This window comes from Bradyrhizobium sp. 186, from assembly GCF_023101685.1.
In the GTDB taxonomy this organism is placed as follows: Bacteria; Pseudomonadota; Alphaproteobacteria; order Rhizobiales; family Xanthobacteraceae; genus Bradyrhizobium.
The window spans coordinates 8,253,523-8,275,485 of record NZ_CP082164.1; the positions used below are offsets into that span (position 1 = coordinate 8,253,523).

Sequence of the window (21,963 nt, forward strand, 5' to 3'; positions counted from 1 at the left end):
CGGCTGATGTTTGCTGCAATATCCCTGTTACCGTGCGGCCTTGGGCCGTTGCTCTATGTATCGACCGTTTCGCGTGGTGAAGTCCGAGGGCGGCTCCGCCGGCGCGAAAAACTTCGCGTCCGGTAAACCCGCCGGTGTCCGGAAAGTTTATGGACGTGCCATCGGCCGACAATGCTGGCTACTCGTTCAGGAGCACTCGATACAGAAGATGCTTTTTTGCCGCGGACTGCACGCTTTGTGCTCATCCGCACGCGCTTCCGTCATGCTGAAGGGCCTGCTCTGCCACCCGCACCATTTCAAGACCAGCTCATCATCAAAGAGAACCAATATGAACCTGACAATTGCCACAGCACCGCGCGCCGACGGCCGAACGACAAACCTCGGGGCGCTTGCAATGAGATTGATCGGCGAAGTCACGCTCGGCGCCGCGCTCACGATGCTCCTGCCCGCAGATCTGCGAGCTGAGTGCCTGGAGTGGAACGTAATGGGCAAATGGAACGCTCTTCAGAGCAACGGCGGCGCGCAACCAACTTTCGTCGTCGTTACCCAAAACGGAAGTCAAATTGCCGGCAACGCTTACCCAAACGACCTTCTGCACGGCAGGGCGACCTTTGAGGGAACATTGACCGGTTCGACAATCAAATTCACCGTGTTCTGGAGCGCTTCTTCAGTTGGTGAATACACGGGAAAACGATATCGCCTGCGGGCCGAATAACGGGAACGACATTCGACAAGAACCACCGGGAAACCCACGCGAATTGGTATAGCAGTCGATACATGAAGTGCGCGGCGGAAGGTCGGTCAGGTCGCCGAACCTACTGAATAGCCGCTTCACCGAGCGCCATCGCCGTCCTTGCCTCGTCGTGTCCGGACTTCGGAGGAGGTGGCCGACAGGTTGTCCGTGCGCCTGCAAGTTTCAGAACGGCTGGCGAAGGACGCGCGCCCCGTCTTTACAGGGCAGGTAATCGATGACGCAGGCAGAAATCGAAGGCAAACTCCACACGCTGAGCCTGGAGCTCAAACAGATTCTTGATCGGGACCAGTCTCGTGAAATCGAATGGAGGCGCCTGGGCCTCACCGCAAAAGTCCTCAGCGTGCTCTATTCAGTTGCCGGTGCAGGTTTCATCTGCACCGCTGTCTTCCTGGTCGCGGAGTCTGCAAGCCCAACTTTCCGCAACCAATTGATCATGATGGGTATCGTGTTCATGTTCTTGAGCACTCCACTCATGCTCCTGGGCCAAGCGTTTCACACACGCAAGAGGCGCGGCGGATCGACCCTTGCTAGGTAAGTTTATGGAGCCAGGATGCAACTCGCGTTTATGAGATTCAGACGACGCGAAAGCCCGAAGCGCGTCAGGGACGTCTCTCGCCGAATGTGACCAAGATCGCATTCGCGGATGTTTCGAACGTTGTATTCTGTGCCCGTCAGTCAACAATCGGAGATTCCGATGTCACCCTTCTCTTTCGTAGTCATCTTGTCGTCAGCTGTTCTCGCGACCGATTTTGCCTTCGCTGCTGACGCAGAGCACCATCAACAAGCTTCCGAAATGTCCATTGCTGGGCCCACTTCGGCGATAGTCGTCGCGGAAGCCTCGAAGGTGAGGACCAGCCAACCTGGCGCTGAAAAAGCCATCATCATTGTCTCCGGCAAACAGTCCCGGAGACAATGGATCGGGTCTCGGGGATCCAAGGTGATGCTCAATCCGCAGCCGTTGCCGCCCAGGGAGACCATTGATAAGTCGAGGTAGGGCGACTGGTTGCAGGTTCGAGTCCTGTCGGGCCCCCTCAATGCTCCACCCGGTACAGCCGCCATCGCTCCGGCACGCCTTTGAGCTGGTGAACGCCGTGATCCCTGAAGCGGATTTTGGACTGCGACATCTGGTCCTTGACCGCGCTCGAGACCAGGACTTCGCCGGCACGCGCTTTCGCGGCGACGCGCGCGCCGATGTGAAACGCGAGGCCGACCACCTCGCCCCCGCTCACCTTGTATTCGCCCGCATGCAGGCCCACCCTGATCTCGAGCCCCAGCGTACGCACGGCCTCGCGGATCGCGGTCGCGCAAATGACCCCGGCGGCCGGCGCCTTGAACGTCGCCAGCAATCCGTCCCCCGTCGTCACGACTTCCTTTCCGCGCAAGGTCTTCAGCTCCTTGCGGACGGCGGCGTAATAGTGCCCCATCACCTGCGTCCAGCGGGCGTCGCCGAGCTTTGCTGCTTTCTCGGTGGAGCGGACGATATCGACAAACAGGATCGTGGCGAGCGCCTGTTCGAGCTCGGCGCCTCGGGGCGCGGATCGGCGCCGGATCGCAATCGGTCCAGCCAGCGGTTCATAGCGATGGTTGCGGCGCCGCGCGATCGCGGCTTTTGCATAGTCCTGGGCGCGCTGCGCCGTGCCGCAACGAACTGTCTTCTCCTGCGGCAGACGCGTCCAGTAGACTTTTCGTCCATCTCCGGCGCCATGGACCTCTACGGCGCCCCACTTCAGCAAAATCGCCGAGCCGACCCGTCGAACACACCACGCCTTTGACGTGTATCCGGAAACGTTCGACTGATGGATTCCGATGCGAAGGAATTTGGGCATGAATTTGCGGCCAATCGAAAGACCGTCTGGGCGGACCTGGGGTAAAGCGTAGTCGTACAATCCTGCGTTGGCAACAGGACTCCCCAATCGCAGATTTGCCGGCGGCTCTCGCGCCAGTGAACGGCATGGATGCCCCACGTCATTACGCGCGTCGCGTGTTCGCAATTGCCTCCTGCCGGTAATGAAAAAAGCCCGGCCTCAAGGGAGACCGGGCTCAGTTGACTACGGGTCGTAAGCGTCAGTCGAACTTGTACATGATCGCCGCGCGGACCGTGTGCGTATCGAGCGTGAACACTTCGGTGTTGAAGGTGGCCGGGCTCAACCGGCCGGTCGTCGTTCCGAAGTTGTCATAGAGATATTCGCCACGGACGATCCAATTCGGCGTGACCTTGAAATCGATGCCGCCGCCAACCGTGAAGCCCACGCGCGTGGCGCTGTTGCTATAGCCGGGATAGACGACGCCGTTGAACGCGGTGGGAAAAATGAAGTTCAGCTTGTCGTGCACGCCGGCGATTGCTGCGCCGCCTGCGACGAACGGCAGCCAGTTGCCGAACGAATAGCCCAAACGAGCGCGAGCATGAGCCGTCCAATCGATCTTATTGTCGATAGACGCGAGATTGTTGCCAAGGCCATTGAAGGGCGTTCCGATCGCCCTTGAACCGGTCACGTCCGCCCAGTTGCCATCGAACTCCACGCCGATGACCGCATTGCGGACCTGAATATTGGCGCCGACGATGCCGCCGGCGGTCCAGCCAGAGGTGTTGTAGGAGCCCGGCCGATAAGGAGACGTCTCGTCGGAGGACCACTCGTTGGTGCCCCAAACGCCGCCAGCCGAAACACCGAGATAAACGCCGGTCCAGTCGGTGATCGGTGCGGCCACGGGCGCCTTGGTATAGTGCGCCGCCAGGTCGGCTGCCGACGCAGCGGAGACCAGCGCTGTCGTCGCGGCCAGTGTCGCAAAAAGCTTCTTCATGATTTCTGTTTCCCTAAGTCTTCGTTCAAATCGAGCTTAGGCTTAGTGGGCTCCGCGCAATTTGGCTGTAGTCCAGAAGCCACTCCTTCCCGCCGGAGGTATGCGCCAGGCGACCTGGAACGGCATGAAGCGACGCACGGGAATGCGAGAGAGCGTCGGTGATCGCTATGGAATATTTCTGCCGCGCCGGGCTCTTGTCCCGCGTTTTGCGCGACCGGCACGCGCCTGCATCCGAACCGATCGAGGGGCTCAAGACTCGACGGGGAGCACGCCTCACCCGTGAAACGCAAACAGCTCGATCGGATCGCTAAAGCCCCGCACCTCATATTCGCCGACGCGTTCGAGCTCGAACTCCCGCTCCACCAGCTCCGCAAATGCACGAGACAACAGAACCGTTCGTCCCAGCTGCTTGGTGAGGGCTTCGAGGCGCGACGCCATGTTGACGGCGGGGCCGATCACGGTGAAGTCGAGCCGGGTGCTCGAGCCGATATTGCCGTACATGACGTCGCCGACGTGGACTCCGATGCCGTAGTTCAGCGGCGCGCGGCTGGTCGCACTGTTTCTTTCGTTGAGGACGACCATGGCCTGACGGGCCTCGGCCACGGCATGCAGCAGGTTTGCGCACGCGTTGGGCTGGCTGAGCGGGAAGATGGCGAGCAGGCCGTCGCCGATGAATTTCAGGATTTCGCCGCCGTGGCGCGCGATCGGCTCGGACATCGCGTCGAAATAATCGTTGAGGAGATCGATGACGTCGTCGCGCGGCCAGTTGTCGGAGATCTTGGTGAAATCGCGCAGATCGCAGATCATGATCGCGGCACGCACGGTGGTGCCGGTGCCGCGCCTGGTGGCGCCGGCCAGGATCAGCTCGCCGGCATGGGAGCCGACATAGGTCTCCAACAGGGTTCGGGCCAGCCGATTCTTGATGCGGATCTCGCTGACCAGCGCAAGCACCGGCAACACTCGCTTCAAGCCCGCGATATGCGCATCGTCAAAGCCGCCGGGACGGTCGGTCGCGAAGGTGACGATGTGCCGCTTGCCGAGCGTATGGTAGAGCGGCCAGGCCACATAGTCGGTGAGGCCCTTCGCCCGCATCTCGTCATAGATGGCGTGCTTGCGGCCGAGTGACGAATCCTGTTCGAGGTCTTCGCGCAGCTCGGTTGCACCGTCGTGGATCTCGTTGGCGGGACTGCCGATGTATTCCGATCGCTCCCTGACGTCGTAGTCGACCCGCGCGATCTCCGCCTCGCGCATGCCGTCGGACCACATGAAGCGGGCGCCGAGCCACTGCGGATGCTGGATCAGGACGTGAAGCGTCGACCGCTTGAGAGGAATGCCGGCCTGCTGGAGCCGGACGCACATCTCGGCGAAGATATTGTCGATGAAGCGCTCGTCGCGCGTGCCGTTGGTCAGCCAGTCGACGACGTCGCCGCCGGACTGCGGGGTGACGGAATCGGTGTTCGGCGGCGCGTTCATATCCTGCCTCTCAGCGGCGGTCTGCATCGGAGGAGATATCGTGTTCCGGCGCGACGGCGTCAACCTGGTCCGCTGCACTGATTGTGCGCATCGCCCTGTCGGCACGGCAGGCAGGATTGCGGCCTAGCCGACGACCTGAATCGACCCCAGCACCGCCAAGCCTGAAATGAGCGCGAGCTTTGACGCCTCGGACGGTTCGACCCGCAACGTGCTGCCGTCGGGAATCGCAAAATCCGCTCCATCGAGACGGATGCCGCAATCGCCGCAAGCCGCGTAAACGAGATGCGTGCCGGCGAACAAATGCCGATCGCCGGGCTCCCTGAGGGCCGCGAGTTCGATCGCCACCGCACCGCGCCGCGCCATCAGGTTGACGACCTCGACCGGGCCGGCTTCGAGCTCGGTCACGATCTCGAGCTCGCCGGTGAAGCGCACGGTTTTGAACGGCTCGCGCTCGTCGAATTCCTGGCCGCGCGCTTTAAGCATCAGCCCGCGCCCGCCGACGACCATCTGCAAGCGGTCGATGCCCGGCATATAGGAGAACGGACCGGGCGCCACGATCGGCGTCGAGGCGAAGCGCCAGAGCAGGCTGTCCCAATCCTTCACCGGCGCATCGGCGCAATGGGCATCCGCGATATCGGTGAAGACGCCGCCGCCGTTCTTCCACGGCGAGCGGGTGTAGTTTTCAGGTTTCAGCAGCGTGGTTTTCATGGCTTCAAGTCGTCCGGGAGCGCAAGAGGGTGGATGTCACTCGCGCATCATGCGCGTGTCGCATCGGCCTTGCCAACCGATTTGACGAACGCCGCGCGAACCATACAGGCGGGATCGTAGCCCGGATGGAGCGGAGCGCAATCCGGGACAGTCTTTCAGTATGAACGAATCCCGGATTACGCTTACGCTCCATCCGGGCTACGGTGCTCACTCGCCCTTGCCGCCCTTCAGCTTCGGCAGCGTCTCGACGATCTTCTGCTTGCCGTCGACGATCTCCGCGAGGAAGCTGGCGCGGTCGATGTCGCCGTTCTGGTCCCAGCTTGCTTCCATCAGCATGCCGGGCGCCTTGTCGGGTGTGAGCGTCAGGCCCTTCATCGTTGCGCCAAAGGCCTTGCTGTCGAACTTGCCGATCGTCTCGGTGACGTATTTGACGAGATAGACGGCGGTGTAGCCCTTGATGCCGTTGTGATCGGGCAAGTATTTGTAGCGCGCGTTGAACTTCTTCGCGAACTCCTGGATCGCCGGCACCGGCGCATCGGCAGAGAGGCCGACATGGCCGCGCGCGCCGTTCGCGGCGGGGCCGGCAAGCTCGACCACCTTCTGGCTCAAAAGCGTAGTCTCGCCGAACAGCGGCGTCGACAGACCCTGCCGCTTCGCCTCGATCAGGAAGCGGGCACTCTCCTCCTCGTTGGTGTAGACGAAGACCGCATCGGCTTTGGCGCCCTTGAGCTTGATCACATCGGAGCCGAAATCGACCTGGCCTTGCTCGGTGGAGATATCGGCGGCGACCTCGATGCTACGCGCCTTCATTTCCTTCACAAAGTTGTCGCGACCGCCCTTGCCGAAGTCGTTGTTGACCCAGACCACCGCGACCGACTTCACCTTGAGCCGATCGTGCAGATAGTTGGCGATCTTCGGCATGGAGAACTGCTGGCCAAACGCGGTGCGGAACACCCAGGGGTTGCCCTGCGTGGTGATGTCGGCGGCCTCGGCGCCGACGATCTGCGGGATCTCGGCCGCTTGGGTCAGCGCCATGTTGACCTTGACCGAGCCGGAATAGATCGGCCCGAGCACGACGTAGGGGTCCTTGTCCAGGATCTTCTGCACCTGCGCGCGCGAGACGCCTGGATTGCTCTGGGTGTCGAGATGCTCGGTCGCGATCTTGCGGCCCAAGATGCCGCCGGAATTGTTGATCTCGTCAATGGCGAGCGCGACGCCATCCCGCCAGTTGGTGCCGGACACCGCGCCGGGCCCGGACAGCTCGACGACGTCGGGAATGTAGACGGTGCTCTGAGCCTGGGCGTGGCCCGCCGACAGCGATGCCGCGATGGCAATGCCGACCGTCCCTGCAAGATGCCTCATGATGTCCTCCTCCCTTTTGCTTTCTTGTTATGATTGTTCCGCCGCGCGGCCGAAGCCGAGCAGCTTTGCCGGCGTTTGCCACAACAGGCGATGCTGATCGCCGGGGTCCGGAAACAGCCGGGTCAGCACCGCGAGCAGCGGCCCGTAGTCGAGCCGTTCGGCTGCACGAAGGAACGGATAGTCCGATCCCCAGACGCAGCGATCGAGCGTGAAGGCGTCGACGAGCGCGGCAATGAACGGCCAGGTGTCTTCATACGGATGCGGCTGCTCAGAGAATTTGTAGTAGCCCGAGAGCTTGACGTGAGCATCGCGCTCGCGGCCGATCGCCAGCAGGGTCTGGAACGCCTTGCCTTGCAATCCCTGCGCGACCGACGGCCGTCCGCAATGATCGATCACCAGGCGCACGGGCGATGTCTCGATCAGCGGCAGCAGGTCGAGCAGTTGATCCTGCTCGACCTGGATCTGGAGGAACAGGTCGAGGCTGGCCAGTTTCTCAAGCAGAGGCGTCGTATTTCGATAATAGTCGGTGCCGTGAAACGGCACATTGAAGGCTACGCCGATCACCCCGGCCGCCTTCAATCGTTCGAGCTGGGCGATATCGATGTCATTCTCGACGACGGCGACGCCCCTGAAGCGGTCGCCGCCCTGCTTCAGCGTGTCGAGCAGGATGCGGCTGTCGCTGCCGTAGCCGGTGTTGGTCGCGACCACGAGCGCGTGTCTGACATCGAAGACGTCGAACACACGGATCAGCTGCGCCGCCGTCGCGATTTCCTGGCCGCCCGGCCGGTATGGCGTGTCGGGACCATAAGGAAAGCGGACGGGATCGATGGCGTGGATGTGGCAGTCGATCTTGGGGCACGCCGGCAAGGTCATGGCGAAAAACTCCCCTCGCCCGTCAGAACGTCGCCTCGATGGCCTTGATCAGCTCGGGCGTCACGTCCGGCATGATTCCGAACCAGGCCTTGAAGGCGAGCCGCGCCTGGTTGAGCAGCAGGCCGAGCCCGTTCACGGTGACGCAGCCGCGCGCGCGGGCCTCGGCCAGGAACGGCGTCTCGAGCGGCGTGTAGATGAGATCGGCGGTGAGCGTCGCAGGCTTCAGCCGCGACAGGTCGATCTCGAGCGCACTCTTGCCGACCATGCCGCGATCGGTGCAGTTGACGAGCAGAGCCACGTCCGCAAGCGCCGCAGCGCGATCGTCCCACGCAACGGTGCTGACGGCGGAGCCGAATTCCTTTGCGAGCGCCTGCGCCTTCTCAGTGGTGCGGTTGGCGATGCGGATCTCGCGCGCGCCGTTTTCAAGCAGCGCCACGACGACCGCCCGCGACGCGCCGCCGGCGCCGAGCAGCAGGATCGGTCCCGCATCGCCGCGCCAGTCGGCCCTGGCGTCGCGCAGGCTCTGCACAAAGCCGTTGCCGTCATTGTTGAAGCCCGAGAGCGTGCCGTCCGCTTCGACGACGATGGTGTTGACGGCGCCGATGCGCTTCGCGGTCTCGTTGACGCGGGTCAGCAGCGACATCGCCGTCTGCTTGTGCGGCATGGTGACGTTGCAGCCGCGAAAGCCGAGCGCGACAAGTCCGCGGAGCGCATCCTCCAGCCGTTCAGGCTTGACGGCGAGCGGCACATAAGTGCCGCGGATGCCGTGCGCCTTCAGCCAGAAATTATGAATGACCGGCGAGCGCGAATGCGCGACCGGGAGTCCAATGATACCCGCGAACCCAAATCCGTCCGCCTGCGACATGCTGCGCTTCCATCTTCGACCGCATCCGGCGCGCGCGACCTGTGCCGACGCCGGCTGCTTCCTCCTCAACCCGCCTTTCGGCGCTCGACCATTTCATTTGGTCGTTTGTCCAAGACTATTAGGCGGAATGGCCATCGTGCGCAATGCGAATCTCGCGCCGGCAAGGGCCTGAACGGGCCGGAGAGCCGCGATCACGGTGGCGCGCGTCGTTGCGATCGCGCGTGCTCACGTCGCGGCTATTTCGTCGTCAGTGCCGCGACCGGGCGCCACGCGACATCATGCGCGGTCTCAACCAAATGCCGGCAGCGGTCGCGCATCAGTTCAGCCGGGCGATCGTGGCCGCGCATGTTCAGCACGGCTTCGAAATCGGCGAGCGCAGCGGCAAACCGGCGCCCGCGATAGCTGGCCAGACCCCGTTCGTAGCGCCCGATCCAGTCGGCTGTCTCGTGGCCGCCGTCCTCCCCGACGAGTCCGATCAATTCGTAGACCGAGAAGCCCTCCTCGCGTCCATACACGGCGATGCTGTCGATCTCGCGCGTGACGATGGCGCCGCGTGCCAGGCGTTCGGTCGCCTCCCCGATCAGGATTTGGGTGCCATAGGACTTGTTGGCGCCCTCGAGGCGGCTTGCGACGTTCACGGCATCGCCGATCACGGTGTAGTTCAGGCGCAACTCCGAGCCGATATTGCCGACCAGCATGCGTCCCGAATTGATGCCGATCCGGATCTGGAGCCGCTGGCCGAGATCGTCGGCAAGACCGGACTCCCGCATCGCCCTGCAACAGCCTAGCGCCGCGCGGCAGCAGCGCAGCGCGTGATCGGCCTGCGGCTGCGGCGCGCCCCAGAACGCCATGACGGCGTCGCCGATGAACTTGTCGATGGTCCCGCCATCGGCGACGATGACTTCCGAGGCGATGTCCAGATAGCGCGACAGCAGCGGCACGACGCGGTCGCCCAGCCGTTCGGATAGTCCGGTGAAGCCGGCGATGTCGATGAACATCACGCTGAGTTCCTGGATGCTGCCGCCGGGCTTTGCGTCGACGCCCTGCCGCAACAGCGAGCGGACCAGATCGGCCGGGATGAACTTGCGAAATGCGGAAAGGCCGGCCGCCATTTCGGCGATCGCGCCGGACAGGCTTGCGATCTCCCGGAGACGCGACGGGTGACGCCGCACCCGCTCCAAGGCGAAGCTCTCGACATGGCGGAGCTCGCCGACGACGCGGGAAAGCGGCGCGGCGATCACCGAACGCGCCAGCATGGCCGACGCCAGCGCAGCAAGCACCGCGCCGACGGCGAGACCGACGATCAGACGCCGCAGCGTTGTCTCGACGGGCCCCAAAAACTCCGCTTCGGGGATGACGGTTGCCAACCGCCATCCGGGAAACGGCAGAGGCGCGATCGCGACCTCGAAGGCTGCGCCGCCCGACACCAGCCGGCTCCGCCAGGCTTCGGTGCGGCCATCGCCGCCCGCGTCCGCGAGCGCCGCCAGGGCCAGCGGCAGCAGCGTCCGGTCGCCGCCCGCAGCATGCAGCTCATCAGCGTCCTTGTCCGGTGCCGCGACGAGATCGCGATTGCTGTCGAAGATGAAAGCCGTTCCCGTACGTCCGACCTCGAGTTGCGAGAGAAAACGCGCGAGCCGGGTATATTCGATGATGACGGCAAGCACGCCCTGGCGCTCCTGGTAGACGTCGATCGGCCCTGCAAAGGCGATTGATGGCCGTTCGCCGGTCGGAAGGTCCATGACCCTGAACCATTGCGGGTCGTCCGCGGTGAGCCCCGTCTTGAACCAGGCCTGATCGGCGACGTGGAATCCGGTCGGCTCGAAACGACGATTGGCGAATTCGATATCGCCGGGAACCACGTCATATTCGTCGATGCGGCGCTGGCCGGCATGATCGGTCAGCGATATCTCCATCATCTCCAGGCGGCGGTCGCCGAGCTTGTGCGCCGCGAAGAAGGACCCGTCGGGCCAGCCGAAGGCGACCCAGGAGATCGTCGCCTGCGATTGCAGTTGCGACAGGAACACGAATTCGCGCTTGTCGGCCTCGCGGGGTGTCGAGCACGTTCTGCAAAAACAGCGTGCGAATGGCGGTGTGGGCGGCACGCGCCTCGTCCACGATAGCGGCGACCTCCTTGCGGACGGCAGCCACGATCTGCAAGTTGATGGTCGAGGCGAGCTGCCGGCTCGCCGCCTCCGCCGTGCGCCACCACAACAGGCTGGAGAGGGCGGCGGTCAAAAGGATCGCGGTCAGGACCAGCGCCGAGACGGCGAGGCGGATGCTGACCGTCAGCTTCGCGATTGCGCGAAGGTGCCGTCCGGGATCAACATTCATCGCTGTTTCCGTTCTCCGGCAAAGCGGCGACTGGCCACATCTCCTGCTATCGCTCTACGTGGCGCGCGTGCGTTCGTTACCTGTGGCAGGCACCGCGCGCCGCCGCCAATGCTCTCCGGCTAACGTCTCGATAGAGCCCAGGCATTGGATTTGACCGGCCCGTTGCTCGCTAATCCCGGCCCAAGCGCACAGCCTGTGCGCCCATCCAACCGTCTCACGGACTCGTGATCTGCTCGATCGGTAACGCGGGCTGGGTGCGAGACGAAGGAGAGAATGCGCTCTTCGCTTGCCAAGCGATGCCATCTCGAAAGGAGAATTCCATGTCTGCCAAACTTGCCGTGACCACGCTCGTTCTCGCCGGCGCCATGTCGACCGCGCTCGCGACACTGGCCACCGCCGCTCCGCTGACCAAGGCCGAGGCCGACGCCGCCGTCGCCGCCAAGAAGGAAAAATGCTTCGGCGTCGCGCTGAAGGGCCAGAACGATTGCGCCGCCGGACCGGGCACAACCTGCCAGGGCACCTCGACCACCGACTTCCAGGGCAATGCATGGAAGTTCGTGCAAGGCGGCACCTGCACCAGCATCGACCTGCCGGGCGGCAAGAAGGGCTCGCTCAAGCCGGTCTGAGCTTGCGAACAAGCACCTCTCGAAACAGAGAAAGCGGAGGAGCGACATGAATGCAGCGATCGGGCCTGTCCCGTCCACACCCATGCCCCTCCGCTTTCCGATCCCACTCGGCCGCGTCGCCGGCACCAGCTTCAAGCACGAGCACCTCAAGGCGATCCTCGCCGACGGACCGCAACGCGGCTTCTTCGAGGTCCATGCCGAGAACTACATGGGCGCAGGCGGGCCGCCGCATCGCGCGCTGGAAGCGATCCGCCGCGATCACCCGCTGTCGCTGCATGGCGTGTGCATGTCGATCGGCGGTCCACAGCCGCTCGACAAGGCGCATCTGGCTCGCTTTCGCTGCCTGGTGGCGCGCTACCAACCGGCGCTGGTATCCGAGCATCTCGCCTGGTCGACGCATGAGACCAGCTTCTTCAACGACCTGTTGCCGCTGCCCTACACCGAGGCGATGCTGCGCCACGTCTGCGATCACATCGACCAGATGCAGGAGGCGATCCGGCGCCCGATCCTGCTGGAAAACCCTTCGACCTATCTCGCCTTCGTCGAGTCGACGATAGCCGAGACCGATTTCATCCGCAGCGTCGCCGATCGCACCGGATGCGGGCTGCTGCTCGACATCAACAATGTATTCGTATCCGCGACCAATCACGGATTTTCGGCGCTCGACTATCTCGCCGATTTCCCGCTGTCGCGCGTTGGCGAGATTCACCTCGCCGGTCATGCGGAGCAGAGCGACGACGAAGGCGATCTGTTGCTGATCGACAGCCATGACGGCCCGGTCGCGGACGCCGTGTGGAAACTCTACGAGATCGTTGTCCAGCGCCGCGGTCCGGTGCCGACGCTGATCGAGTGGGACAGCAAGATCCCGAATTGGCAAGTCCTGCAAGCGGAGGCGGCCGCCGCGCAGGCGATCCTCGATCGTTGCCGCCCGGCCGCGCTGACAGGAGATCGTGATGTCGCCTGAGCAGGACCCTTGCTTTGCCGCAGCCTTTGCACCGGCGCTGCTGGATCCAGTGCGCCTCGCGCCGCCGATCGTGACCGGTCCGAACGGCAAGGGGCCCGGCAAGCGCTACGATGTCTACCGCAACAACGTCACGGTCAGCCTGATCGACGCGCTCGCTGCGATCTACCCAGCGGTGCAGCGCATCACCGGCACCGGCTTCTTCCGCGCCATGGCGCGCTTCCATGTCCGCGGCACACCGCCGACCTCGCCGTCGCTGTTCGACTATGGCCGCGACTTCCCGGCCTTCATCGCGCAATATGAACATGCGCAGACGATGCCATGGCTCGCCGATGTCGCACGCATCGAGCGGGCCTGGCTCGATGCCTATCACGCCGCCGACGCAGCACCGCTGTCGCCGGCGCAGCTTGCCGCAGTTGCGCCGGAGCGGCTGGGCGATCTCGTTTTCACACCGCACCCGGCGGCGCGGATCGTGCGGTCGCAATTCTCGGCGGTGACGATATTCGCCGCCAACCGCGATACGTCGCCCATCGAGCGCATCGACGCTGCGACACCGGAGGACGCGCTGATCACGCGTGCCGAATTCGATGTCGTGGTCCGGCACCTGCCGCCCGGCGGGGCGGTCTTCGCGACCAGCCTGACGTCGGGTCGGTCGCTCGGCGAGGCCGCTGCGCTCGCGCTGGACGCCGCGGCCGACTTCGACATCGCTTCGAACATCACCGGCCTGATCGAGGCGGGCGCATTCACGTCAATCGCTTTCGGAGACGTCTGATGATCACGGATCAACGCATGCAGGCGGGTGGCAGCCTCCCGTCACTCGGTGTTCTCATCGACAAGGCCAATCATCTCGTGCAGACCATCGCCTTGCCGTCGGTCGTTCAGCTGGTGCTGCGCGTCGCGCTGGCGGTGCCGTTCTGGCGCTCCGGCATGCTCAAATGGGCCGGCTTCCTCAGACTCAACGACACCGCGGTGACGCTGTTCAGCGACGAGTTCATGCTGCATCTGCCGGGCGGGCCCTATCACTATCCGGCGCCGGCGGTGATGGCCTTCCTCTCGGGATGCGGAGAAATCATGTTCCCGATCCTCCTCGTCCTCGGCTTCGGCACGCGGTTTGCCGCGCTCGGACTGCTGTTCATGACTGTCATCGTCGAGTTGACTGTGCCTGACGGCTGGCCGATCCACATCACCTGGGCGGCGATGGCGCTCGGCATCATGGCCTACGGGCCGGGGCGCGTCTCGCTCGACCATCTGATCGGCCGAAGGCTCTCGCCCGAGCCAGCTGCTGACGGCCATCGGGTTCGGCGATGACGGCTATGTCAGCTTCACGCCGGAAGGCTGCTACGCCGGATCGAGCGGTGTCGAAAGTCGGCTCAGCATCTTCAACGGCAGCCGCTACGAGCCGATGTCGCTGGAGGCGCGCAAGGCGATGCAGGAGCCTGCGGGATTCACGTCACTGCTGGCGCGCTGAAGCACAAGCACCGCCAGCACTGTGGTATGCTTCACATCTCAACGTTCAGCGAGGCGACCATGTCCAATGTTGATAAGGTCTTCGCCGGCTCGATCCCGGGGATCTACGACACCTATTTCGTGCCGCTGATCTTCTCCGATTTCGCCGACGATATCGCGAGGCGCGTGGCGGCGCTCTCTCCCTCGGCGCTGCTGGAGACGGCCGCGGGCACTGGCGCGGTGACGCGCGCCGTAGCCGCCGCACTGCCTCACGACTTCCGCTACGTCGCAACCGATCTCAACGAGCCGATGCTCGCAATCGCGGCGCAGCGCCAGGGGGAGGATCCGCGCGTCTCCTGGCGTCAGGCCGATGCATCGGCTTTGCCGTTCGATGATGCCGAGTTCGACGCGGTATGCTGCCAGTTCGGCGCCATGTTCTTTCCGGACCGCGTCAAGGCGTATGCGGAGACAAGGCGCGTCCTCAAGCCGAACGGCACGTTCCTGTTCAACGTCTGGGACCGCATCGAGGAGAACGTATTCGCGCACGATGTCACGATGGCCCTCGGCGAGCTGTTTCCCGATGACCCGCCCCGTTTCATGGCCCGGACACCACACGGCTACTTCGACCACGCGATCATCAGGGCCGATCTCGAACGCGCGGGTTTTGGCAACATGTCGATCGAAACGCGGTCGGCGCTCAGCCGCGCGCCGACGCCCGACCTTGTGGCGTTCGCCTACTGCCAGGGCACGCCGCTCCGCAGCGAGATCGAGGCCAGAAGCGCGGGCGACCTTCAGGCAGCGACCGATGCGGTAGCCGAGGCGATCCGGACGCGTCATGGATCCGGGCCGGTCGAAGCAAAGATTCAGGCCCTGGTGATCACGGCTCGACGGTAGTTGCGGCTTTGGCCCGGCCGGAGGACCACCGGTCCGCGTCCTACCAAAAGCTCCGCTGCATCGGCTGCGCCGGTTGATAGTACTGGTACTGGCCGCCGCGCCGGCGCGGGTTGACGGGCTGCGGTTCGGGATTGCGCTGCTGGAAGAAGAAGCCGAAGCCGTTGCCGCCATTATCCCAGCTGTCATCGCTCGCAATCGCCATCGGAGGCGCGGTCGGCTTGCGCGTGATGAAGCCGCCCTGGGGATGGTTGCTCAGTACCGCAACGAACTCGGTACGGTAGTTGGTCTCGCTGCTCAGCGGCTCGTCCGAGATGATGATCGACGACCGCGGCAATGCGGTCGGCGCGATCCTATCGAGCACCTCCTGCGGGATGGTGATCCGGTCGAGCGCGTTTTTGGCGTCGTCGGCGTTTTCGATCGTGACCACGCTCCAGCGCAGGCCGGTGCCGTTCTTCGCCATCGCCGTGAAGATATGCGTGCCGAGCGGCTGGTCGGGATTGCGGATCGTGATGGGAACCTCGATGCTGGTATCGAACACCTCGCCGCCGCCATCCGGCGCCGGCTTATGCGTGTTCCGCCGCACGTAAAGCTTCTGCGTCGCGCGGCTGATGTAGACGGAGACCGGCTCGAGCGCGAGTTTTGCGTCGGTCGCCGCCTTGACGGCATCGGCCTTCTTGGTCGCCGCGGCCTTGGCGGCGTCCTTTGTGGCAGCGACGGCGTCGCGCTTCGGCTGCGCGGCCGCCTTGGCGGCGTCGAGCTGCGTCGCTGCATCCGCCGCCTTGGCAGCCGCCTTCTGCTTGAACTCCTCAGCCTTTGCCATAGCCTGGTCGGTCTTTGCGGCGGCCAGCGACTTGTCGGCGAAGACGAGCTCGGCGTCGGCGCGGGCCTTTTGCTGTTCCAGCTTGCGCAGCGACACAGGGAGCCCCGCGGCCTCCTTCGCTGCCGCCGCAGCGGCCTTCTTGGTCTCGTCGGCCGCGCGGGTGGCCTCCTCGGCCTCGCCGGAGAGCTTGTCGACATGGTTCGGCGCCGCCTCAATGGCCTCTCGCTTCGGCATGAACAGCGCGGGATGAGAGAAATCGACCGGGGCCGCATCGTTCGGCGAGATGATCACCCGCATCCCGATCTGCGTCCTCTCGAACAGGCCCTCGGCAAAGCCGAAGGGCATCCGCACGCAGCCATGCGAGGCGGCATAGCCGGGCAGCGGCCCGCCGTGCAGCGCGATGCCGTTCCAGGTGATGCGCTGCATGTTCGGCATCCAGGCATCATCATACATGGTCGAGTGGTGGTCCTTGTCCTTCTCGATGACGGCGAAGACGCCGGCGGGGGTCTCGCGCCCGGTCGTGCCGGTCGACACCGGCGCGCGCAGAATCCAGCCGTCGGCGTCGTAGAAGGTGACCTGCTGGCTCTTGATCGACACGATCGCCATGATCGGCTCGCCGGCCTCACGCGGCGCCACCGTCTCGGCGGGCTGCCGTGCCTGCTTCGCCGCGGCGGCCGAGCTCAGCGCCGCAAAGGCGACCATCGCCGCCAGCGTCACAATTCCGGGAGGCCCCCAACGCCGCATCGCCACGGTGGTTTGCGCCGTCGTCAGTCGGTTTTTCATGCCATCCTCGGTCGAAATGCCAGCGCGCTCGTATCGATCATGTGTCAGATTGCGATCTCTGGATTAAGAAATCGCAGCCGCCATACGTTCCCTGTGTGGCGATATTCAGCCCGTTCCGGCGACAAACCCGTCATATACGACGGCGCGCGCAGGCGGAAGGGTGGCCTGCGGCGAGGCTGGCCTGAAGCTGGTGGTCGCTGCGGCGGAATGTCCGGGTTCGCCGCTTGCGCAGGTGGCCCGGCCTGACGTCAGGCGGCGAGGCCACGTTCAAAGAAACGCGCTAAACGCCAAGCGCCTTCCGGTTGAATGTCCGCAGGAAACGCAGCGACAGCGTCCGCACATTCGCGACGTTCAGCAGCCACGCCGCGGCGGCATAAGCGAGCCCGCCGGCGAGGCTCACGATGATGAGCGGGACCAGGCCGGTGCCGTTGGCCTGCGATCGCGCAATGAGGATCGCAGCCGCCATCGCGGCAGCGGAGGCGGCGACGCCGGCGAGCCGGTTGAAGTCGAACGGGACCGGATGGGCGCGGTGCATCAGGACGACGGCGACAAGGAGGCCGATCGCCTCGGTCGCAAGCGTCGCCAGCGCCGCACCGTAGAGGCCGTAGCCTGCGACCAGCGCGAACATCAGGGCCACGCTCAGCACCAGCGTGACGAACGACTGCGCCGCCAGCATGAAGGGCCGCTCGGCGAGCTGAAAACTGATCTGCACATAGAATTGATTGGCGATGCCGAAGAAGCGGGCAAGCACCAGGGTCGGCAGCAGCGCCGAGACGCCAGCGCGAAAATCGATGCCGACGAGGGTACCCGCAACCTGATCCGCCGCAAGCGCAAGCCAGACGGCAACGGGCGCGACGACGACGAGCAGCAGCTCGAGGCTCTCGCTCAGCCGCTCCCGCGTCGTCTCATCGTTCTTCTCCGACAGCGTCCGGAACACCAGCGGCACGGTCGCCGCGGCGACGCTCGAGGCGATCATGACCATGAACTGGCGCGGCAGATCGGCGGCCACGCCGAAGATGCCGGCAGCATCCTTGCCGAGCAGCCAGGCGACGATGAGCCGGTCGCAGGTCGAGTACAGCGCGACCGAAAGGCCGGCCAGCGTCAGCGGCAGGCCATAGCGTGCCAGCTGCGTGAACTGGCCGTACTGGAAGCGCGCAATCTTCGTGCGGTCGCCGACGAGGTTCAGGATGATGCCGGTGAGCGAGCCCAGGCCGAATGCCGCGAGCAGGCCCATGCCGCCCCAGCCGAGCCAGATGCCGAGCAGGCCGAAGCCGACGCTCGACACGCTACGCACGATCGAAATGGCGGCGAAGCGGTAGGGCCGCAGCTTGGCGCGTTCGAATTCCTGGCCGACATCAACCGCATTCGCCATGATCGCGACGAACATGCTGGCAAGCAGCAGCTCCACGCTGACGTCGCTACGGAACAGGAACACCAGCGGGGTCGCGGCGCAGAGCACGGCGGCCGTGAGCGCGAACGCGACCATTGCCGTGCCGCGAAAATCCACTTCCGCCGACATCGCCTGATAGCGCGATACCGACAGCTTGATCCAGGCAAAGAAGATCGCACCCAAAATGCCGGCAATGCTGATGCCGACCACATAGACGCCGTACTCCGCCGGGGTCAGCAGCCTTGTGTAGGCCGTCACCGCGAAGAAGCCCACCACCGCAGGCAGGATGTAGGCCACGAGATAAATAGAGAAATGGCGATTCAGCATGCGAGCATGGGACCGGCGGCGGCCCTGCGATTGAGCGGCCGTTAATCAGTTGGACCTTGGCGTGGCGATCGGACTGCGCCGCAGCATCCCTCAAGATAGTCACATAAGTCTGCAAATCGGCCCCCGATTGGGGCGAGCCCGCCGATTTCGCGCGTTAGCGTTAAGTTTGCCCTGTCCTTGAACCGGCCGGCGCGATCACCGAAAAGAAACCATGATTTCAAAACGTCGCCCGACTTTCAGAAATGCGTGGACGTGACTGACATGGACGTTGCCGAACGTACACGGGCGGATTCAGCCTCCCTGCCGCACGGCGGGGCCGATGCTCCCCTGGTTCCGGCGGCCCCCGCGACTGGCCGCGAACGGATGGTGCTCAACCTGTTCTTCGAGGAGCGGGACGACCGCTGGTTTCCGGGCGACCGCCGCATCCGGCCGTTGCTGCGGCGCATGCTGCTCGGCAAGTCATGGATCAGCGGCCAACGGCGCGTGTTCCTCAATCTCTGCGCCGGGCTGGACAGGGTGGGTATCCGCTACCGGGTCAACGACTACGGCTATATCCGGAAGCACCCGGAGGAGCTCGCCTGCATCATCGGGCGGCCATTCGTGCTCGACTGGTTCGCGTGGAAGAACCCGCTCCTGCTGGGCGTCGCCATGTACAACCATCCGGCGGAAGCACCGGAACGCCTAAACGACCTGCAAACGAGGACCATCCTGGTGCCCTGCACCTGGTACGCCGACATGTGCCGGCCATTTTGGCCGCATGTCGAGGTCTGGCCGGTTGGGATCGAGACCGACCTGTGGACGCCGGCGCCTGCCGAACAGAAGAACGTCGACGTACTGCTCTACGACAAGGTGCGCTGGGAACACGACCGCTACGAGACGGAGCTGATCGAACCGATCCGCCGGCATCTCGAAACGAGCGGCCGCACGGTCAAAGTGATCCGCTACGGCCACTACAAGGAAGACGACTACAAGACGGCGCTGGCGCACTGCCGCAGCATGATCTTCCTTTGCGAGCATGAAAGCCAGGGCATCGCCTGCCAGCAGGCGCTGTCGAGCGGCGTTCCCGTGTTCGCCTGGGACCGTAGCGGACCATGGCAGGACCCGGAGTATTTTCCGCACAAGGTGAGATACGAGGGCGGCGTGTCCTCGGTACCCTATTTCGACGCACGCTGCGGCATGACTTTCACCGATGCGAATGGCTTCGTGTCCGACTGGAACGACTTCTGGTCGCATGTCGGCGCAGGCGACTTCGCACCTCGCGACTATGTGATGGACAATCTGACGCTCGAGACGGGCGCGCTTCACTACTACGAGATCGCTGAAGCGGTGATGCAGCGTCACACGCGCTGAGACGCGTGCCGTCCGGCAAAAGTTAACCCAACAAGAGGAAACCCCGGCGTCACAAGGCGCCGATTGGTACGATGGCGCGTTGGTTCCGAAAGAAATGCCGCCGAATGACCCGCAAGCTCGACAGACGCGAATTTCTCCTCGGTAGCGCCGCAACGCTTGCGGCGGGCGCATCGGCGTCCGCAGTGCCGGCGTCGAAACTTGCCCAACGTCGCCCGGGCTTTGGTGCTGCCGCCACGCTCTGGGACCTGCAAGCCGATCCGCGGCTCGGCGAAGCCATCAGCACCTATTGCACGCAGGTCGTGCCGGTGCTCGAGCTGAAATGGCCGATGCTGCGGCCGGACGCGCACACCTTCGCCTTCGAACGCGCGGACGCCATATTCGATTTTGCACGGCAGAACGATTTGACGATGCGCGGCCACGCGCTCGCCTGGTATCACGACATTCCAGACTGGACCAAGCAGATCAAGGATACGAAGGGCGTCGAGCGCGCCTTCGTCGACCACATCGCAACCGTCGTCTCCTACTACAAGGACAAGCTGACGTCGTGGGACGTCGTCAACGAGCCGATCCCGGACAATCCGCGCAGTCCAAAAGACCGGCGCGATACGTTCTGGACGCAGCACCTGGGCGACCGCTGGATTCCGCTGGCCTTCCGCACCGCGGCCGCAGCCGATCCTTACGTGAAGCTCGCGATCAACGAATACGACATCGAGTCGGCCAAGGACTCGTTCATCGCCAAGCGCGCGGCTTACCGTAACCTCATCATGGACCTGCTCGACCAGGGCATTCCGCTTCACGCCGTGGGCCTCCAGTCGCATCTACATGCCGAGCTCGAGATCGACACGCACGGGCTGGCCGAATTCGTCACCGAGCTGCGGTCATGGGGTCTCGAGGTTCTCGTCACCGAGCTCGACGTCGACGATCAGAAACTGACGGGCAATCCGGCTGAGCGCGACGCCGTCGTCGCCAAGCGCGTCGACGACCTGTTGACGGCGATCTCGACCAGCGGCCCGGTGCGTTCGATCCTGACCTGGGGCCTTTCGGATCGCTATAGCTGGATCAACGGCACCTTCGCCCGCAAGGACAAGCAGCCGAACCGTCCCTTGCCGCTCGACGGCGAGTTCAAGCCGAAGCCCTTCATGGACGTCCTCACCAAGTTCACGAAGGACGTTTGAGGCAGCAGTCTAGAGGGTCTTGGGCGCTTCGAATTCGGCCGCGCCTCCGATGTGATCGGGAGACAGGCTCGGACCGCGCCGGTCGCGCGAATTCAGCCGGAACACATCGCGGATGTCGTCGATCGAAGTCGACGAATAGGACTGGATGCAGAGCGCAACCTGCTCGGGCGAGGCGGCACGCATCAACGCCTCAATCGCCGGACGGTCGAGGCGGGTGTCCTCCCAGTGCGAGACGGCGATGCTGTCTTCCGTGACCCGGTGGGTGGCCAGATGCTCCAGCGAATTGGCGACGAAGTGGCCGTAGAGCAGATACTCGGAAAACTTCTTCTTCCGGCACAGCGCCAGAACCCAGTTCACGCCCGTCGCCGACGTGATCGCGTCGGTCATCGCGCGCGCGGTATCCTTGTCCCAGACCAGCGCGTTGCCGACATAGTCGTCGGCGGGGAAGGACCGTTCCTTCACGCCGAGCAATTGGTCGATCGTGCGCAGCCAAAGGCCGTGCAGCGGCGCATCGGCGCTGATGGCCTGGCGGGTGACGAACAGCGGCGTCTTCTCGGCGCCGGCATATTGGCCGACGTCGAACTCGCGGAAGAACAGATTGTCCGAATCCAGGATGCAGACGCGCAGCTCGGGCGCGTTGAGGACGCCGACGATCTTCAGGATCTGCTGGATGTGCCAGCCGTGGACCGGCGACGACAGAAGAGAGAGCCAGACGCGACGGTTGCTGAACTGGAGAGCCGGCGGCAGCGCCCAGAGCCATTTCGGCAGATAGCGCGAAGCCGGAACGATGACGCGCTTGTCGGAGCGGAACCGCTCGAACAGCGGCACGTCCTCATCGTTAACGAGAACATAATGCCGCGTGTATCCCGTCAACCAGGTGTCGATGCTCTCGCTGAGCAGCGAAAAGCGTTCGATATCCTTGGCATAGCTGGCAGTCAGCAGTGCAACGGAATGCATAAGGCGTGCTCGAATGGCGATCGAGTCCTACCCATACCTGCGACGCGGAGGACTGGGAACTCACTTTCC

20 protein-coding genes and 1 pseudogene are annotated in these 21,963 nt (G+C 64.2%); 10 read left to right on the forward strand and 11 right to left on the reverse strand.

The window, feature by feature from the left end; translation table 11 throughout:
• Window positions 1-262 precede the first annotated feature (262 nt).
• The 3 genes from IVB18_RS39610 (at window position 263) to IVB18_RS39620 (ending at window position 1,748) form a co-directional block, all read left to right on the forward strand.
• Window positions 263-715 carry a hypothetical protein gene (locus IVB18_RS39610; protein WP_247985652.1) on the forward strand — a complete coding sequence of 151 codons (453 nt, stop codon included), beginning with the start codon at window positions 263-265 and terminating at the stop codon, window positions 713-715.
• Window positions 716-968: 253 nt separating this feature from the next.
• Complete coding sequence (locus IVB18_RS39615) at window positions 969-1,289, forward strand: hypothetical protein (protein WP_247985653.1); 321 nt, start codon at window positions 969-971, stop codon at window positions 1,287-1,289.
• Between the two features lie 159 nt (window positions 1,290-1,448).
• On the forward strand, window positions 1,449-1,748 hold the full coding sequence (locus IVB18_RS39620; RefSeq protein ID WP_247985654.1) for a hypothetical protein: 300 nt from the start codon (window positions 1,449-1,451) through the stop codon (window positions 1,746-1,748).
• Between the two features lie 37 nt (window positions 1,749-1,785).
• Here IVB18_RS39620 and IVB18_RS39625 read toward each other — a convergent pair whose 3' ends face one another.
• The 8 genes and pseudogenes from IVB18_RS39625 to IVB18_RS39660 form a co-directional block, all read right to left on the reverse strand.
• A complete protein-coding gene (locus IVB18_RS39625) occupies window positions 1,786-2,580 on the reverse strand; it encodes an adenylate/guanylate cyclase domain-containing protein (RefSeq protein WP_247985655.1) in 795 nt (264 codons plus the stop codon).
• 238 nt (window positions 2,581-2,818) lie between these two features.
• Window positions 2,819-3,553, reverse strand: a complete 735-nt coding sequence (locus IVB18_RS39630; RefSeq protein ID WP_247985656.1) for an outer membrane beta-barrel protein — start codon at window positions 3,551-3,553, stop codon at window positions 2,819-2,821.
• 273 nt (window positions 3,554-3,826) lie between these two features.
• Window positions 3,827-5,026 (reverse strand): adenylate/guanylate cyclase domain-containing protein, encoded by a 1,200-nt coding sequence (locus tag IVB18_RS39635; protein WP_247985657.1) that lies wholly within the window; start codon window positions 5,024-5,026, stop codon window positions 3,827-3,829.
• A gap of 123 nt (window positions 5,027-5,149) precedes the next feature.
• A complete protein-coding gene (locus IVB18_RS39640) occupies window positions 5,150-5,734 on the reverse strand; it encodes a HutD family protein (protein WP_247985658.1) in 585 nt (194 codons plus the stop codon).
• A gap of 207 nt (window positions 5,735-5,941) precedes the next feature.
• Entirely contained in the window at window positions 5,942-7,096 is a 1,155-nt protein-coding gene (locus tag IVB18_RS39645; RefSeq protein ID WP_247985659.1) for an ABC transporter substrate-binding protein, read from the reverse strand.
• A 27-nt stretch (window positions 7,097-7,123) separates the two neighbouring features.
• Entirely contained in the window at window positions 7,124-7,969 is an 846-nt protein-coding gene (locus IVB18_RS39650; RefSeq protein WP_247985660.1) for an amidohydrolase family protein, read from the reverse strand.
• 22 nt (window positions 7,970-7,991) lie between these two features.
• A complete protein-coding gene (locus tag IVB18_RS39655; RefSeq protein ID WP_247985661.1) occupies window positions 7,992-8,834 on the reverse strand; it encodes a shikimate dehydrogenase in 843 nt (280 codons plus the stop codon).
• 236 nt (window positions 8,835-9,070) lie between these two features.
• Window positions 9,071-11,165: pseudogene (locus tag IVB18_RS39660) on the reverse strand (adenylate/guanylate cyclase domain-containing protein).
• Between the two features lie 320 nt (window positions 11,166-11,485).
• On the opposite strand from IVB18_RS39660, the gene IVB18_RS39665 reads away from it, so the two are divergent.
• From IVB18_RS39665 to IVB18_RS39685, 5 genes are all read left to right on the forward strand, one after another.
• A complete protein-coding gene (locus IVB18_RS39665; protein ID WP_247985662.1) occupies window positions 11,486-11,791 on the forward strand; it encodes a DUF2282 domain-containing protein in 306 nt (101 codons plus the stop codon).
• A 46-nt stretch (window positions 11,792-11,837) separates the two neighbouring features.
• The gene (locus tag IVB18_RS39670) at window positions 11,838-12,755 is read left to right on the forward strand and encodes a DUF692 domain-containing protein (RefSeq protein WP_247985663.1); all 918 of its coding nucleotides are present in this window, start codon (window positions 11,838-11,840) and stop codon (window positions 12,753-12,755) included.
• Window positions 12,745-13,524 carry a DNA-binding domain-containing protein gene (locus tag IVB18_RS39675; RefSeq protein ID WP_247985664.1) on the forward strand — a complete coding sequence of 260 codons (780 nt, stop codon included), beginning with the start codon at window positions 12,745-12,747 and terminating at the stop codon, window positions 13,522-13,524. The genes IVB18_RS39670 and IVB18_RS39675 overlap by 11 nt, the downstream gene beginning before the upstream one ends.
• Window positions 13,524-14,060 carry a DoxX family protein gene (locus tag IVB18_RS39680; RefSeq protein ID WP_247985665.1) on the forward strand — a complete coding sequence of 179 codons (537 nt, stop codon included), beginning with the start codon at window positions 13,524-13,526 and terminating at the stop codon, window positions 14,058-14,060. The genes IVB18_RS39675 and IVB18_RS39680 overlap by 1 nt, the downstream gene beginning before the upstream one ends.
• A gap of 219 nt (window positions 14,061-14,279) precedes the next feature.
• The gene (locus tag IVB18_RS39685) at window positions 14,280-15,092 is read left to right on the forward strand and encodes a class I SAM-dependent methyltransferase (RefSeq protein WP_247985666.1); all 813 of its coding nucleotides are present in this window, start codon (window positions 14,280-14,282) and stop codon (window positions 15,090-15,092) included.
• Window positions 15,093-15,132: 40 nt separating this feature from the next.
• On the opposite strand, the gene IVB18_RS39690 is transcribed toward IVB18_RS39685, so the two are convergent.
• Window positions 15,133-16,695: a L,D-transpeptidase gene (locus IVB18_RS39690; RefSeq protein ID WP_247985667.1), complete on the reverse strand. Its 1,563-nt coding sequence runs from the start codon at window positions 16,693-16,695 to the stop codon at window positions 15,133-15,135.
• Between the two features lie 280 nt (window positions 16,696-16,975).
• Window positions 16,976-18,412 carry an oligosaccharide flippase family protein gene (locus IVB18_RS39695; RefSeq protein WP_247985668.1) on the reverse strand — a complete coding sequence of 479 codons (1,437 nt, stop codon included), beginning with the start codon at window positions 18,410-18,412 and terminating at the stop codon, window positions 16,976-16,978.
• Between the two features lie 261 nt (window positions 18,413-18,673).
• On the opposite strand from IVB18_RS39695, the gene IVB18_RS39700 reads away from it, so the two are divergent.
• Together IVB18_RS39700 and IVB18_RS39705 are read left to right on the forward strand one after the other, a co-directional pair.
• The gene (locus IVB18_RS39700) at window positions 18,674-19,762 is read left to right on the forward strand and encodes a glycosyltransferase family 1 protein (protein WP_247985669.1); all 1,089 of its coding nucleotides are present in this window, start codon (window positions 18,674-18,676) and stop codon (window positions 19,760-19,762) included.
• Between the two features lie 104 nt (window positions 19,763-19,866).
• Window positions 19,867-20,937, forward strand: coding sequence for an endo-1,4-beta-xylanase (locus IVB18_RS39705; RefSeq protein WP_247985670.1), 1,071 nt, complete (start codon window positions 19,867-19,869; stop codon window positions 20,935-20,937).
• A 9-nt stretch (window positions 20,938-20,946) separates the two neighbouring features.
• Here the strand turns inward: IVB18_RS39705 and IVB18_RS39710 are convergent, their stop codons facing one another.
• On the reverse strand, window positions 20,947-21,894 hold the full coding sequence (locus IVB18_RS39710) for a DUF6492 family protein (protein WP_247985671.1): 948 nt from the start codon (window positions 21,892-21,894) through the stop codon (window positions 20,947-20,949).
• Window positions 21,895-21,963: the final 69 nt, after the last annotated feature.

What these genes read in the sequence shown, in the direction of transcription:
- IVB18_RS39610 (WP_247985652.1), top strand. Translation starts at nt 263, where the DNA reads ATGCTGAAGGGCCTGCTCTGCCACCCGCACCATTTCAAGACCAGCTCA.
- IVB18_RS39615 (WP_247985653.1), top strand. Translation starts at nt 969, where the DNA reads ATGACGCAGGCAGAAATCGAAGGCAAACTCCACACGCTGAGCCTGGAG.
- IVB18_RS39620 (WP_247985654.1), top strand. Translation starts at nt 1,449, where the DNA reads ATGTCACCCTTCTCTTTCGTAGTCATCTTGTCGTCAGCTGTTCTCGCG.
- IVB18_RS39625 (WP_247985655.1), bottom strand. Translation starts at nt 2,580, where the DNA reads ATGCCCAAATTCCTTCGCATCGGAATCCATCAGTCGAACGTTTCCGGA.
- IVB18_RS39630 (WP_247985656.1), bottom strand. Translation starts at nt 3,553, where the DNA reads ATGAAGAAGCTTTTTGCGACACTGGCCGCGACGACAGCGCTGGTCTCC.
- IVB18_RS39635 (WP_247985657.1), bottom strand. Translation starts at nt 5,026, where the DNA reads ATGAACGCGCCGCCGAACACCGATTCCGTCACCCCGCAGTCCGGCGGC.
- IVB18_RS39640 (WP_247985658.1), bottom strand. Translation starts at nt 5,734, where the DNA reads ATGAAAACCACGCTGCTGAAACCTGAAAACTACACCCGCTCGCCGTGG.
- IVB18_RS39645 (WP_247985659.1), bottom strand. Translation starts at nt 7,096, where the DNA reads ATGAGGCATCTTGCAGGGACGGTCGGCATTGCCATCGCGGCATCGCTG.
- IVB18_RS39650 (WP_247985660.1), bottom strand. Translation starts at nt 7,969, where the DNA reads ATGACCTTGCCGGCGTGCCCCAAGATCGACTGCCACATCCACGCCATC.
- IVB18_RS39655 (WP_247985661.1), bottom strand. Translation starts at nt 8,834, where the DNA reads ATGTCGCAGGCGGACGGATTTGGGTTCGCGGGTATCATTGGACTCCCG.
- IVB18_RS39665 (WP_247985662.1), top strand. Translation starts at nt 11,486, where the DNA reads ATGTCTGCCAAACTTGCCGTGACCACGCTCGTTCTCGCCGGCGCCATG.
- IVB18_RS39670 (WP_247985663.1), top strand. Translation starts at nt 11,838, where the DNA reads ATGAATGCAGCGATCGGGCCTGTCCCGTCCACACCCATGCCCCTCCGC.
- IVB18_RS39675 (WP_247985664.1), top strand. Translation starts at nt 12,745, where the DNA reads ATGTCGCCTGAGCAGGACCCTTGCTTTGCCGCAGCCTTTGCACCGGCG.
- IVB18_RS39680 (WP_247985665.1), top strand. Translation starts at nt 13,524, where the DNA reads ATGATCACGGATCAACGCATGCAGGCGGGTGGCAGCCTCCCGTCACTC.
- IVB18_RS39685 (WP_247985666.1), top strand. Translation starts at nt 14,280, where the DNA reads ATGTCCAATGTTGATAAGGTCTTCGCCGGCTCGATCCCGGGGATCTAC.
- IVB18_RS39690 (WP_247985667.1), bottom strand. Translation starts at nt 16,695, where the DNA reads ATGAAAAACCGACTGACGACGGCGCAAACCACCGTGGCGATGCGGCGT.
- IVB18_RS39695 (WP_247985668.1), bottom strand. Translation starts at nt 18,412, where the DNA reads ATGCTGAATCGCCATTTCTCTATTTATCTCGTGGCCTACATCCTGCCT.
- IVB18_RS39700 (WP_247985669.1), top strand. Translation starts at nt 18,674, where the DNA reads ATGGACGTTGCCGAACGTACACGGGCGGATTCAGCCTCCCTGCCGCAC.
- IVB18_RS39705 (WP_247985670.1), top strand. Translation starts at nt 19,867, where the DNA reads ATGACCCGCAAGCTCGACAGACGCGAATTTCTCCTCGGTAGCGCCGCA.
- IVB18_RS39710 (WP_247985671.1), bottom strand. Translation starts at nt 21,894, where the DNA reads ATGCATTCCGTTGCACTGCTGACTGCCAGCTATGCCAAGGATATCGAA.